The organism is Pararhizobium sp. LjRoot235 (genome assembly GCF_964254145.1).
GTDB lineage: Bacteria > Pseudomonadota > Alphaproteobacteria > Rhizobiales > Rhizobiaceae > Pararhizobium.
On record NZ_CAXUSP020000001.1, the window covers coordinates 400,388 to 413,993 of the forward strand.

General features: G+C 60.9%; 10 protein-coding genes. 4 read left to right on the plus strand and 6 right to left on the minus strand.

The window, feature by feature from the left end; genetic code table 11:
- The first annotated feature begins 10 nt into the window (after positions 1–10).
- The 4 genes from ACSQ2Z_RS01940 (at position 11) to typA (ending at position 6,673) form a co-directional block, all read left to right on the plus strand.
- On the plus strand, positions 11–652 hold the full coding sequence (locus ACSQ2Z_RS01940; RefSeq protein WP_436079657.1) for a LysE family translocator: 642 nt from the start codon (positions 11–13) through the stop codon (positions 650–652).
- A gap of 118 nt (positions 653–770) precedes the next feature.
- The gene (locus ACSQ2Z_RS01945) at positions 771–2,861 is read left to right on the plus strand and encodes a M3 family metallopeptidase (protein ID WP_436079658.1); all 2,091 of its coding nucleotides are present in this window, start codon (positions 771–773) and stop codon (positions 2,859–2,861) included.
- A 279-nt stretch (positions 2,862–3,140) separates the two neighbouring features.
- Complete coding sequence (locus tag ACSQ2Z_RS01950) at positions 3,141–4,706, plus strand: alkaline phosphatase D family protein (RefSeq protein WP_436079659.1); 1,566 nt, start codon at positions 3,141–3,143, stop codon at positions 4,704–4,706.
- A 137-nt stretch (positions 4,707–4,843) separates the two neighbouring features.
- Entirely contained in the window at positions 4,844–6,673 is a 1,830-nt protein-coding gene (gene typA, locus ACSQ2Z_RS01955; protein WP_436079660.1) for a translational GTPase TypA, read from the plus strand.
- 74 nt (positions 6,674–6,747) lie between these two features.
- Here the strand turns inward: typA and gfa are convergent, their stop codons facing one another.
- The 6 genes from gfa to ACSQ2Z_RS01985 all read right to left on the minus strand — a co-directional run bounded on the left by gfa (position 6,748) and on the right by ACSQ2Z_RS01985 (position 13,350).
- Complete coding sequence (gene gfa, locus ACSQ2Z_RS01960; RefSeq protein WP_436079661.1) at positions 6,748–7,323, minus strand: S-(hydroxymethyl)glutathione synthase; 576 nt, start codon at positions 7,321–7,323, stop codon at positions 6,748–6,750.
- 124 nt (positions 7,324–7,447) lie between these two features.
- The gene (locus tag ACSQ2Z_RS01965; RefSeq protein WP_436079662.1) at positions 7,448–8,086 is read right to left on the minus strand and encodes a metallophosphoesterase family protein; all 639 of its coding nucleotides are present in this window, start codon (positions 8,084–8,086) and stop codon (positions 7,448–7,450) included.
- A 259-nt stretch (positions 8,087–8,345) separates the two neighbouring features.
- Positions 8,346–8,915, minus strand: a complete 570-nt coding sequence (locus ACSQ2Z_RS01970) for a CarD family transcriptional regulator (protein ID WP_436079663.1) — start codon at positions 8,913–8,915, stop codon at positions 8,346–8,348.
- Between the two features lie 412 nt (positions 8,916–9,327).
- On the minus strand, positions 9,328–9,666 hold the full coding sequence (gene fdxA, locus ACSQ2Z_RS01975) for a ferredoxin FdxA (RefSeq protein WP_436079664.1): 339 nt from the start codon (positions 9,664–9,666) through the stop codon (positions 9,328–9,330).
- A gap of 203 nt (positions 9,667–9,869) precedes the next feature.
- Positions 9,870–10,283, minus strand: a complete 414-nt coding sequence (locus ACSQ2Z_RS01980) for an RNA-binding S4 domain-containing protein (protein WP_436079665.1) — start codon at positions 10,281–10,283, stop codon at positions 9,870–9,872.
- A gap of 4 nt (positions 10,284–10,287) precedes the next feature.
- The gene (locus ACSQ2Z_RS01985) at positions 10,288–13,350 is read right to left on the minus strand and encodes a helicase-related protein (protein ID WP_436082945.1); all 3,063 of its coding nucleotides are present in this window, start codon (positions 13,348–13,350) and stop codon (positions 10,288–10,290) included.
- Positions 13,351–13,606: the final 256 nt, after the last annotated feature.

Genomic DNA, 13,606 nt, shown 5'->3' on the forward strand with positions numbered 1-13,606 from the left:
AGGAGGTTCCATGACGCAGGCCCTGCTTTTCGGCGCCTTTCTGGCGGCGCTGTTCTACGTGCTCATTCCAGGCCCCGCCTTTCTTGCCCTGCTCGGCATCGGTGCCGGTCAAGGCCGCAAGGCGGGCGCGCTGTTCATGGGTGGCCATCTGGCGGGCGATCTCCTCTGGTCGGCGCTGGCGCTGGTGGCGATCGTCGGCGCCAAGACCATCGGCAGCACGATTTTCGATGTCCTCGGTCTGCTCTGCGGCTTCTACCTTGCCTGGATCGGCTGGATGGCGCTCCGGGCAAAACCGCGCGGCGAAAACCGGCCTTTGTTCAGCGTCGAGCGGCCTTATCGCCGCGGCCTCATTTTCGGCCTCACCAACCCCAAGGGATATCCGGTGGCGCTTGCCACGTTCACGGCCCTGCTTGCCAGTTCCTCGAATGCGCTGGATATCCAGGCCTTGCCGGCGCTGCTCGCCGTGTCGGTCCTCGGTTTTCTCGTCGCCTACTTTATCCTCATCGGTATCATCGGCGCGTCTGTCGTGCGGCGTTTTTATCGCAGGCACGAACTTGCCATCGTCCGGCTTTCGGGCGTGCTGTTCATGGGTTTTGCCGTGCAGGCGATCTGGCATGCGACGCCGGGGCTATTGGGTCTACGCAAAGCTTGATACGAAGCCTGCACGCGCCTACCTGACAATCTTGATATCTCCACAATCGCTGCCGACAAGATCTGGCAGCGTTCCGCCATCCCTGGCGGGAAAACCGCAATGGGAAAGGACTGACTTCATGCCTTCGAGCCCCGCTCTGAACCCCGCCGTCACTGCCTGGGATGGCCCGGATGGCCTGCCGCGCTTCGAGGCGGTCAGTGACGGCGACTTCGCGCCGACCTTCGAGGCGGCGCTCGGCGAGCACGAGGCGGAGATCGACACGATTGCCGATAATCCTGCGGTGCCGACCTTCGAAAACACCATCGTGGCGCTGGAGATTGCAGGCGACCGGCTGTCGCGCGTTTCCGCGCTGTTCTGGAACCGCGCTGGCGCCCATACCAACGATACGATCCAGGCCCTTGAGCGCGATATCGCGCCGAAGATGTCGCGGCACTATTCGAAGATCGGCATGAATGCAGCACTTTTTACCCGCATCGACGCGCTGTGGGAAGGCCGCGACACTCTGGGACTTGACCTTGAGGCGACCCGCGTCCTCGAGCGACACTGGAAGGGCTTCGTCAAATCCGGCGCGAAACTGCCGAAACCCCAACAGGAGCGGCTGGCGGCGATCAACGAGACGCTCGCAAGCCTCGGCGCGAAATTCGGCCAGAACGTGCTTTCGGACGAGAAGAGCTGGGCGCTGATCCTGGATAAGGAAGACGATCTGGCGGGCCTGCCGCAGTTTCTGAAGGATTCGATGGCGTCCGCCGCCCGTGATCGCGGGGAGGACGGCAAATATGCCGTCACTTTGTCGCGCTCGATCATCGAGCCGTTTCTGACTTTCTCGGAAAAGCGCGATTTGCGCGAACAGGCCTGCAAGGCCTGGGGCGCCCGCGGCGCCAATGGCGGCGAGACTGACAATCGCGGCATCATCCGCGAAACGCTGGCACTGCGCGCCGAGAAGGCAAAGTTGCTCGGCTACGAAAACTACGCCGCACTGAAGCTGGACGACACTATGGCAAAGACGCCGCAGGCCGTGAACGGGCTTTTGACGAAGGTATGGGAGAAAGCAGTGGTTCGGGCGCGCGAAGAAGAGGCCGATCTTGCCGAACTGATCGCTGCGGAAGCCCGCAACCACCCGGTCATGCCCTGGGACTGGCGCCACTACGCCGAGAAGCTGCGCGCGCAGAGGTTCAATTTCTCGGAAAGCGAGCTGAAGCCCTATCTGCAGCTCGAAAAGATCATCGACGCCTGCTTCGACGTCGCACAGCGGCTGTTCGGCATCACCGCCACGGAGAAGAAGGGCGTCAAGGGATATCATCCGGATGTCCGCGTCTTCGACATCCGCGACGCGGACGGCAAGCTCATCGCGCTGTTCCTCGGTGATTATTTCGCCCGCGCCTCGAAGCGTTCCGGCGCCTGGATGAGTTCCTTCCAATCGCAGCATCGGCTGCCGCTGAAGAACGGCGCGGTCGGCGAGCTGCCGATCATCTACAATGTCTGCAATTTCGCCAAGCCGGCGGATGGCAAGCCAGCATTGCTGTCGCTCGACGATGCCCGCACGCTGTTTCATGAATTCGGCCACGCGCTGCACGGCATGCTGTCCAACGTAATTTATCCCTCCGTTTCCGGCACCAGCGTCTCGCGCGATTTCGTCGAACTGCCATCGCAGCTTTACGAACACTGGCTGACGGTTCCGGCGATCCTCAAGAAATACGCGGTGCACGAGGCGACCGGGGAGCCGATGCCGCAGGATTTGCTGGACAAGGTCCTCGCCGCCCGCACGTTCAATTCCGGCTTCGCTACTGTCGAGTTCACCTCATCAGCGCTGGTGGACATGGCGTTCCATACGCAGGGCACCGTCGCGGATCCGATGGCGGTGCAGGCCGAGGTGCTGGAAAGGATCGGCATGCCGGCCTCGATCGTCATGCGGCATGCGACGCCGCACTTCCAGCACGTCTTTTCGGGAGACGGCTATTCGGCCGGCTATTATTCCTACATGTGGTCGGAGGTGCTCGATGCCGACGCCTTCGCCGCCTTTGAGGAAACCGGCGACGCCTTCCATCCGGACACGGCCACGAGGCTCAAGGACAACATCTATTCCGTCGGAGGCTCGATTGACCCCGAAGATGCCTACAAGGCGTTCCGAGGCAAGCTGCCGAGCCCGGAGGCGATGCTGCGGAAGAAGGGGCTGGCGATGATGGAAGAACTGGCTGGCTCCGACGCTTGAAGCCTGGGCTACTCGTCCCCGAGCCTATCAGCGATACCGACAAGATTCTCGCGCAGCCGCACACGGATGGCTGCGTCTTCGGATCGGCCGGAACAGCGAGATCGCCCGATAACCTGCCTAGAGAGCTTTAGTCTCCGACAGCTTTTTCCGGTGGTAGTCACAGAACTGTCACCAAACCGTTGGAATAGATTCATCCAACTGTAAACCAGCTGACATGCACTTCGCCAAAGGTCCGCCTCGGGATTCCTCAGGATCCCCGAGACGGTACCGGAGGCAGATTTGGCCACTACCCAGGATACATTGACCCGTCGCTCCTTTTTGCTCTCCGCGGGGGCCGCGGGATTTGCGGCCACATCGGTTCTTGCCGCCCCTTTCTACGCGCGAAACTTCGGCAGGCCTTCCTTCACCCATGGCGTCCAGTCTGGCGATGTCGATACCAAGTCCGGCATGATCTGGACGCGGGCCGACCGCCCGTCGCGCATTGCGGTCGAATATTCGACCACCGGGAGTTTTTCTGCGCCTGTACGGCTGCCGTCGATCGACGCCCTGCCGAACAACGACTTCGCTGCAAAGTGTCTGCTCGACAACTTGCTACCCGACCAGGACATCTTCTACCGTTTTACCGCGACCGATCTGCATGACAGCAACAGCGTCTCCGAACCGATTATCGGCCGCTTTCGCACCGCACCGCTTCACAGGCGCTCCGTCCGCTTCGTGTGGTCCGGTGACACGGCTGGGCAGGGCTGGGGCATCGACGATATCGGCGTGAAGACCTATTCAACGATGAAGCTGCACGAACCGGACTTCTTCATCCATTCCGGCGACACGGTCTATGCCGACAACCCGATCCCCGACGAGATACCGCTCAGGGACGGGGCGCTTTGGAGGAACCGCATCGTCACACCCGAGAAGCGGGAGGTCGCCCGCACGCTGGACGAATATCGCGGCCAGTGGAAATACAATCTGCTCGACGAGCATGTGCGGGCGATGAACGCCGTTTGCCCGACCTACTATCAGTGGGACGACCATGAAGTGCTGAACAACTGGTCGGCCTCGACCGACCTTCGCGACGATCCGCGTTATCCGGAAAAAGATGTTTCGGTCTATGCGGCGCGCGCCATGCGCGCCTTTCAGGAAATGACACCGATCCGCGCCATCCCTGCCCAGCCCGGTCGCATCTTCCGCAAGATAGCCTATGGTCGGCTGCTCGATGTCTTCTTCGTCGACCTGCGCTCCTATCGCAGCGCCAACCAGGGCGATGCGAATGCCGATCTGTTCGGCTGGCTCCAGGCGGACTGGCTGAAGCGGGAACTGGCAGCCTCCAAGGCCACCTGGAAGGTGATTGCCTGCGACATGCCGCTCGGCCTTGTCGTCTGGGACGACTTTACGCACCGCCGCGGCTCCGATGCGATCGCCAACGGCGACAACGGCCAGCCCAGCGGGCGCGAACGGGAATTTGCCGATATTCTCACCTTCATCCGCGACAAAGCCATAGAGAACATCGTCTGGCTGACCGCCGACGTGCACTATACCGCAGCCCACCACTACGACCCTGCCCGCGGCGTCTACAAGGATTTCCTGCCCTTCTGGGAGTTCGTCTCCGGCCCGCTGCATTCCGGCACCTACGGGCCGAAAGAACTGGACATGACCTTTGGCCCCGAGGTGCGCTTCATCAAGGCCTCGGGCAGCGGCATCGACCAGAACCTGCCGCCTTCGGCCGGCCTGCAATTCTTCGGCCTTGTCGATATCAACGGCCAGACGGAGCAGATGACAGTGCGGCTGATGGACCGGGAAGACCAGGAGTTGTGGCAGGTGACGCTCGACCCCGCAGGAAACAGCGCATAGTGCGTTGGCGATATTTACCGTTCATCAAGACTTTGCCAACGCCCCCTTTCGCAAATGCAAAAAAACCTGTATGAGCCGCGCAATTGAAGATGTGGGCAGTTCCTCAGATACGCCCCGAAACCTCCGAGTATTCACACATGAAAATGCGCAACATCGCGATCATCGCACACGTTGACCATGGGAAAACCACGCTTGTCGACGAACTTCTGAAGCAGTCGGGTTCCTTCCGCGACAACCAGCGCACGACGGAGCGCATGATGGATTCGAACGATCTCGAAAAAGAGCGCGGCATCACCATCTTGGCGAAGGCCACTTCGATCGAGTGGAAGGGCACGCGCATCAACATCGTCGACACCCCCGGCCACGCCGACTTTGGCGGCGAAGTCGAGCGCATCCTGTCGATGGTGGATGGCGCAATCGTCCTGGTCGACTCGTCGGAAGGGCCGATGCCGCAGACCAAGTTCGTCGTCTCCAAGGCGCTGAAGGTTGGCCTTCGCCCGATCGTCGCGATCAACAAGATCGACCGTCCGGACGGCCGCCACGAAGAAGTCATCAACGAAGTCTTCGACCTCTTCGCCAACCTCGACGCGACCGACGAACAGCTCGACTTCCCGATCCTCTACGGTTCGGGCCGCAACGGCTGGATGAACGTCAATCCGGAAGGTCCGAAGGAAGAGGGCCTTGCGCCGCTTCTCGACCTCGTTCTGAAGCATGTTCCCGAGCCGAGCGTCGGCGACGAAGACGGCGCGTTCCGCATGATCGGCACGATCCTGGAAGCCAACCCCTTCCTCGGCCGCATCATCACCGGCCGTATCCATTCCGGTTCGATCAAGCCGAACCAGGCAGTTAAGGTTCTCGGCCAGGATGGTAAGCTGATCGAAAATGGCCGTATCTCCAAGATCCTCGCCTTCCGCGGCATCGAGCGTACGCCGATCGAGGAAGCCCATGCGGGCGATATCGTCGCAATCGCCGGCCTGTCCAAGGGCACGGTCGCCGACACATTCTGCGATCCTTCGGTCACCGAGGCTCTGCATGCCCAGCCGATCGACCCGCCGACCGTCACGATGTCGTTCATCGTCAACGATAGCCCGCTTGCCGGCACCGAAGGCGACAAGGTGACCAGCCGTGTCATCCGTGACCGCCTGTTCAAGGAAGCCGAAGGCAACGTCGCGCTGAAGATTGAAGAAGCCGAAGGCAAGGATTCGTTCTACGTCTCCGGCCGTGGCGAATTGCAGCTGGCCGTTCTGATCGAAACCATGCGCCGCGAAGGCTTCGAGCTTGCCGTATCGCGTCCGCGCGTGGTCATGCACAAGGACGAAGCAACCGGCCAGATGCTGGAGCCGGTCGAAGAAGTCGTCATCGACGTCGATGAAGAGCATTCCGGCGTCGTCGTCCAGAAGATGTCCGAGCGTAAGGCTGAAATGGCCGAGCTTCGTCCGTCCGGCGGCAACCGCGTTCGCCTGAAGTTCTTCGCGCCGACCCGCGGCCTGATCGGCTACCAGTCGGAACTTTTGACCGATACACGCGGCACGGCGATCATGAACCGTCTGTTCCACGAATATCAGCCGTACAAGGGTGACATTGGCGGTCGTGTTCAGGGCGTCCTGCTCTCCAACGATGCCGGCGAATCCGTCGCCTATGCCATGTTCAACCTGGAAGACCGCGGCCCGATGATCATCGATGCCGGCGAGAAGGTCTATGCCGGAATGATCATCGGCATCCACACCCGTGATAACGATCTGGAAGTGAACGTGCTGAAGGGCAAGAAGCTCACCAACATGCGCGCTTCCGGCAAGGACGAAGCCGTCAAGCTGACGCCGCCGATCCGCATGACGCTCGACCGCGCGCTTTCCTGGATCCAGGACGATGAACTGGTCGAAGTGACGCCGAAGAACATCCGCCTGCGCAAGATGTATCTCGATAGCAACGACCGCAAGCGTTTTGAAAAGTCGCGCGGCGCCGCATAAGCGGCAGCTTCACGCAACAAGAAAGGGCGCTGCGGTGAAGATCGCGGCGCCCTCTTTCATTTCTCACGCGGGGATCAGGATTTCAGCACGCCGCTCTTCCTGGCCGTCCAGGTGGCGATAAGGTCCATCAACGCCGGATTGAGGCAGTCGTAGGGAGGCAGGCCGAGGCCGCTGAGGCGCTGTCGGATAGCGTTCATATCGGCTGGATCGGTGCCAGATTCGATGATGGAAGAGACGAAGGCCGCGAATCCGGGCGGTGCCCAGCCATCTTCCTGGAAACGCTCGGGGTGAATAAAATCCAGCCCCTTGAAAGCATGCTCGCGCTCCACCGGTCCGTACATGTGCACGCCGCAACCCTTGCAGGCGTGCCGCTGGATCAGCGCCGATTTGTCGACCACTTCGAGCTTGTCGCCGTTTTCAAGCACGGTGATCTTGTCATGCGGGACAACCGCGACGATAGAAAATGTCGCGCCGGGCGGCTTCCAGCATTTCGTGCAGCCGCAGGCGTGGTTATGGGCGACGTCACCCTCCACCTTGAGCTTTACGGGTCTGTCTGTGCAATCGCAGACAAGCATCCCACCTGTAAAGCCCGGTGAGCCCTTGGGCAAACCCTTGTCGAGTAACGGATGTAGAGAAACGGTAGCTGTCATTTTCTCCTCCAGTGCCGGTCGTGGTTTCGCCCTGCCGCGCCGGCGGATCGCAACAGGACGCCTCGCTGACAGCATACCATGAAGGCGCAAGGATCCGCTCGAGTTCATGAGACCCGCAGAGCGCTCACCATCCCGCTTTAACGAACTCAAGCGGGCCGCCGGCCACATCATCGTCGAAGACCGCGCAGGTCAGCTTGCCACCGAAGACACAGCCGCTGTCGATATTCGTTCTGTTGCCGATGGTGCGGGGATTGATTCTGGACGGCGTATGTCCATGGCAGAGATGTTTGCCCCAGTAATATGCCGACGTTTGCGGCCGCAGCCAGAGCAGGTCCTGCGGCGATTGTCTGTCGAGCGGCACCTCGGGATCGACCCCCGCATGGACGAAGATCCGGTGTCTGTCCAAATGCATGAGCGGCAGCCGCTCGGCCCATGCCAGATCCTCAGCAGGCACCCTGCCACCGTAGGAAATCTCGGTCTCCAGGCCGCCATTGTCGAGCCACCAATCCCGATCATAGCGGCCCGCATAGGCGCCAACCATCATGTCCTCATGATTGCCCTTGAGCATGATCCATTGCCAGCCAGGTTTTTCCGGACCGGCCTTGAGCAGGTCGATCACGCCCCGGCTGTCGGGCCCGCGGTCTATGTAGTCACCGACAAACACGATGGTTCCCGAAGTCCAGCGAGCCTCGACCATGGCCAGGAGCTTGCGCAGAGGCTCGAGGCAACCGTGGACGTCACCGATTGCGAAAGTGTAGCTCATGACGTTCTGCCCGGCAGCAACCGCATCGCTACTGCATAATTCCTTCGATCGTATTCGATCTAAGGATAAAATTATGCAGCGATTCAAAATGCTACAGCGACCTTTGCGCGTCTGATAAGACGCGCGGCGCTGTAGGGAGTCAGAATACAACGATCCGCGACAGACAGATATGGCATCGCCAACGAGCCTGGCGCGCGTAAAAAAAAAGCCCCGTCATTGCTGACAGGGCTTTTGAATGCAGGCGCCGTTGGAAGCGTGCTTACGCTGCTTCTTCCTGCGCTTCGTCTTCTTCGAGGGCCTTGCCGCGCTTCGGACCCTTGCTGAGGTTTGCTTCAACGAGGCGGACAGCTTCCGTTTCCGACATCTTGTTCACGGCTGCGATCTCGCGCGCCATGCGGTCAAGCGCAGCTTCGTAGAGCTGACGTTCGGAATAGGACTGCTCCGGCTGGTTGTCAGCGCGGTAGAGGTCACGTACGACTTCGGCGATCGAAATAAGGTCGCCGGAATTGATCTTGGCATCATATTCCTGCGCACGGCGGGACCACATGGTCCGCTTGACGCGCGCCCTGCCCTGGACAACCTTCAATGCACGTTCGACAAAATCGGTTTCAGACAGCTTGCGCATGCCAATGCTGACGGCCTTGGCAACCGGTACCTTGAGACGCATCTTGTCTTTTTCGAAATCGATTACAAACAGTTCGAGCGACATGCCCGCAACCACCTGCTCCTCGATTGCCACGATCTGTCCGACGCCATGAGCCGGATAAACGATCGATTCACCGGTCTTGAATCCATGGCGTGCTGAAGATTTTTTCTGCTGGGTCGTCATTCGTTTCAAAAACTCCCTGTTACGCTCCCGGCTACAAGCCGGGGCCGGGTCAGTCAGGCCCGGGATGGACGGGGGCACCGTCGGGTGACTCCACGCTGATCCGAGCCAACGGTCATCAAATCGATCTTCTGCGGGGCGATCACACACAAGCAACAGACGTTGCGTATTTGGGGTCAGCCGCGCCGTAGGATTCTTTTGCTTTCGTGATGGTTTTCGGGCACACCTAGTGCCTCGAGTGGATCAGTGTGTGGACCCTATCATAAAAAACTGCCGAAATCAATAATTTGCTTTACAACGGCAGCCAAGGCCAACCCGCCCCGCAGGGACAAGGTTAAGCCATGTTTCTCACAATTTCGCCACTTTTTGCGACCGGACCATCAAACCTGAACCGGCCGCATAAAGCCCTTAAAGGTCAGTCGCCCGTGCCGGGCTCGGGCGAAAAAAACTTCTCGTACTTGCCTTCCACGCCATCCATTTCCTTGGCTTCCGGCATCTCGTCTTTCTTGACGGTGATGTTCGGCCACTGGGTCGCGAATTCGGCATTGACTTTCAGCCACTTGTCGAGGCCCGGCTCGGTATCGGGCTTGATCGCGCCTGCCGGACATTCCGGTTCGCAGACGCCGCAGTCGATGCACTCGTCGGGATGAATGACCAGGAAATTCTCGCCTTCGTAGAAGCAGTCCACCGGGCACACTTCCACGCAATCGGTATATTTGCAGCGTATGCAATTGTCGGTCACGACATACGTCATGAGGTACTCCAGCGATTTCTCACATTCGATGGCAGACAGCAACCGAGAGCGAAGTCCGCTTGTCCGCATCCGTTCGGGATATCAGCCCGCCAGCGCCTTCAACGGCGCGCTAGGACTGCTCATTTGTCCCGTCAGGTAAAGGCTTTGCCGGGGCTTTGCAAGAATAATCCATGCGCCAAAGCGTCGTCTGGTGAGACAGTTTTCTAATCCTCCCGCCACCCCGGTCGCAGCCGGTCTACCTCGCGGCGCTCCTTCTTGGTCGGCCGCCCACTGCCGCGTTCACGCGTCGCCTGCTCGAAAGCATTCGGCTTGTCGCCCGGCACTGGCGGCGGCGTCAGATCCTCGTATAGAAGCCGCGCCTCCTCATACGGGCCGCGTCGATTGCCGGGCTGCAAGACGCGCACCGTCATATCGCGCCGATCGAGCGAAAGAAGGACGACATCCCCGGTTTTCACGGCAAAGGAAGGCTGGGTGATGCGGGTCTCGTTGACCCGGACATGACCGGCCTCGATCGCCTTCTGGGCGATCGAGCGGGACTTTTGCAGCCGCGTGAAAAACAGCCATTTGTCGAGACGCTGGCGGAGAACCGGCAGGGACTGGGGCTGTTTCTCGGCCATGGCGTTATTTTTTCATCTGCTCCTTCAGGGCAGCGAGCTTGGCAAAGGGCGAATCCGGATCGATCGGCTTTTCCTTGCGCGGGGGGCGCGCCTCGAACTTGGCGGCCTGCGACTTTCCGCCGCGGTCGTTGCGATCGGGACGATCCTGGCGCTCGCCCTTCTCGTGACGCGGGCCACCCTGCGGTTTGCCGCCGTCGCGGCCGCGATTGCGGTCCGGTCGGCCACCCTTGCGATTATCGTCGCCACGCACTTCGCGGCGGCCATCGCCATCGGGGCGCTGTTCAGTCCCCTCACGGCGCGCTTCACCCTGATGTGCCCGGTTGTTGGCGCCACGATGATTGCCGTGCGGACGTCCGCCTGCGCGCTGGTTCTCGTTGCGGCCGCCCGGTCGCCACAGGAGCACGGGCTTGGCTTCAACCTGCTCTGCGGGCTCGCCAGCGGATTCAGCGGCGGCAGCTTCTGCCTCCGGAGCAGTCTCAGCGGGCGCTGCCTGTTCCGGCGCCGGCTCGGAAGCCTCTTCGCCTGGCGCATCCGCGTCGTCATGGTCGGTTGTCTCGGCCGTCGTTTCGACTGCGGCCAGGTCAGCCGGCGTGGTCACATTGCCCGACGGCGCAGACAGGAACGCGGCAGCTTCCTCGGCCTTCACGATGTCAGCGCGATAACCGAGACCCTTGAGAATCTCTTCCATATCGTCGGGCGTGGCACCGAGAATGGACAGCATGGCCGTCGTCGCGGTGAAACGGCGGCCGTCATAGGCGCCGTCTGGACGCGCCGTCGTGCCCGGCTTCCATTGCAAGAGCGGACGGATGAGATCGGCGAGCCGTTCGAGAATATCGATGCGGACCGCGCGCTTGCCGAGGAAACGAAAGCCGGCCAGCTTGTAGAAGGTACGCTCGAAAGACGGATCGGTGACGACCGAGGTTCGGCCAGCTGCCAGAACCGGGATGAGATCGCCGTAACCAGGCTTGTCCAGCCCGTCGTTCTTCAAGGCCCAGAGCAGTGTGATGAGCTCGGCCGGGGCAGGCTTCAGGAGAGCCGGCATGAAAATGTGATAGGCACCAAACCGGATGCCGTGGCGGCGGATCGAGGCGCGTGCCTCCTGGTCCAGCGACTTGACCTCGTCGGCAACGTCGCGGCGGAACATCACCCCGAGACTTTCGACGAGCTGGAACGCCAGACCTTTGGCAAGACCTTCGAGATCTTCGGCACGCGACAGATCGTCGAGCGGCTTCAGGACCGTCGAGATATGGTGGTTGACGAAGCGCTCGATGCGGGCAAGCACATGATCGCGAGCGTTGCCTTGCAACTGCTCGTCGGCAAGCAGAATGACGCGAGGGCGCATGACGTGCTCGCTCGCAGCGAGCCGCGCGACGGGATCGCCGAGCCAGCGCACGAGACCATCGGAAGCCAGCGCCAGATCGGCGTTACCCGCCGCATGCAGGCGCGCTGCCCGTGCTTCGAATTCCAGCGCCAGCGCCTTCTGTGCGGCAGCCTGCACCGCGCGCGCGTCGAGACCGTCGGTCACTGCCGCCAGCGTGAAACGGAACCCGGCCAATTGTCCCACATGATGTCCTTCAACGAAGACATCGCCATTTACACTGATTTCAGCTTCCAGCATCGCATTCTCTCTCAGGCGCTTCATGAGCACAGATGTCCTGCGATCAACAAAGCGTTTCGTCAACCTTTCATGTAACGCGTCAGACAATCGATCTTCGATTTCCCGCGTCTTTTCTTGCCAGTGTGTCGGATCGGCAAGCCACCCCGGACGGTTGGATACATAGGTCCATGTCCTGATTTGTGCAATTCTCGCGGACAATGTGTCGATTTCACCATCCGTTTGGTCCGCGCGGCGAACCTGTTCGGCCATGAAATCTTCGTTCACTGTGCCACGCCGGACGAGATCGGCATAGATGGTCGATATCAGATCGGCATGTTGCGCCGGCGTTATGCGCCGATAGTCGGGAAGCGCACAGGCCTCCCAGAGCTTTTCTACACGCTCCGGTGTCGTTGCGACACCGGAGATTTCCGGATAATGCGAAAGATAATCCAGCGCCTGCTGGTCCACCGCCGGTAACGCCCGCGTCAGCCCGTTTACCGCCGGCGGGGCATCGAGGCTTTTCTTCAAGGCCGCAAGCGAGGCGAAGTTAAGCGCCTTGGAGCGCCATTGCAGCACCCGCACCGGGTCGAACTGGTGTGATTCGATGCGGTGGACGAGTTCGTTGTCGAACGGTTCTACTCGCGAGGTGACGCCGAAGGTGCCGTCGCGCAGGTGGCGGCCGGCGCGACCGGCAACCTGCGCCAGTTCGCCCGGGTTGAGATTGCGGAACTGATAGCCGTCATACTTGCGATCCTGGGCAAAGGCGACGTGATCGACATCGAGGTTCAATCCCATGCCGATCGCGTCGGTCGCCACCAGATATTCGACGTCGCCCGCCTGGTAGAGCGCAACCTGCGCGTTGCGCGTGCGGGGTGACAGGGCGCCGAGCACGACGGCAGCACCTCCCCGCTGGCGGCGGATCAGTTCGGCGATCGCATAGACCTCTTCCGCCGAGAAGGCGACGATCGCCGTGCGCTGCGGCAAACGGGTGATTTTCTTCGAGCCAGCATAGAGAAGCTGCGACAGTCGCGGCCGCTCGACGACGGTAATGCCCGGCAGCAGGTGTTCAAGGATCGGCCGCATGGTCGCGGCACCGAGAAGCAGGGTTTCGCTTCTGCCGCGCAGATGCATCAACCGGTCGGTGAAGATATGGCCGCGCTCGAGATCGCCGGCGAGCTGTACCTCGTCGATCGCCACGAACGCCGCCTTGGTCTCGCGCGGCATGGCCTCGACGGTGCAAACCGAGAAGCGCGCCATATGCGGCGTGATCTTCTCCTCGCCGGTGATAAGCGCGACATTGTGGGCGCCGACCTTTTCGACGAGGCGCGTATAAACCTCGCGGGCAAGCAGCCGCAGCGGCAATCCGATCACGCCGGATTCATGCGCGACCATGCGCTCGATCGCATAATGCGTCTTACCGGTGTTGGTGGGGCCGAGGACCGCGATCACGCCGCGGCCGCTCAAGATCATGGGTTGGTCAGGCACTGTCTCGATCCTGCGCACTTTCACTCTGCGAAGGCCATTCACGGCGGAAAAGCCGTTTCAACCGGCGCAGCACACATGCCCATACAACAACATAAACGCAAGGGTGCCGGAGCATGAAATACTGCAAATGGGGCTTGCTGTCTGCATTTCCACCCGCATTTGCCGGAATCGGAACAGCCATGGAACGAATCGGAGACGAATCGCTGACTCCCTCCGATTCATCTTTTGTTCACTGCTAGAT

Coding starts and splice junctions, on each gene's coding strand:
- ACSQ2Z_RS01940 (WP_436079657.1), top strand. CDS start 11: ATGACGCAGGCCCTGCTTTTCGGCGCCTTTCTGGCGGCGCTGTTCTAC.
- ACSQ2Z_RS01945 (WP_436079658.1), top strand. CDS start 771: ATGCCTTCGAGCCCCGCTCTGAACCCCGCCGTCACTGCCTGGGATGGC.
- typA (WP_436079660.1), top strand. CDS start 4,844: ATGAAAATGCGCAACATCGCGATCATCGCACACGTTGACCATGGGAAA.
- gfa (WP_436079661.1), bottom strand. CDS start 7,323: ATGACAGCTACCGTTTCTCTACATCCGTTACTCGACAAGGGTTTGCCC.
- ACSQ2Z_RS01965 (WP_436079662.1), bottom strand. CDS start 8,086: ATGAGCTACACTTTCGCAATCGGTGACGTCCACGGTTGCCTCGAGCCT.
- ACSQ2Z_RS01970 (WP_436079663.1), bottom strand. CDS start 8,915: ATGACGACCCAGCAGAAAAAATCTTCAGCACGCCATGGATTCAAGACC.
- fdxA (WP_436079664.1), bottom strand. CDS start 9,666: ATGACGTATGTCGTGACCGACAATTGCATACGCTGCAAATATACCGAT.
- ACSQ2Z_RS01980 (WP_436079665.1), bottom strand. CDS start 10,283: ATGGCCGAGAAACAGCCCCAGTCCCTGCCGGTTCTCCGCCAGCGTCTC.
- ACSQ2Z_RS01985 (WP_436082945.1), bottom strand. CDS start 13,350: ATGATCTTGAGCGGCCGCGGCGTGATCGCGGTCCTCGGCCCCACCAAC.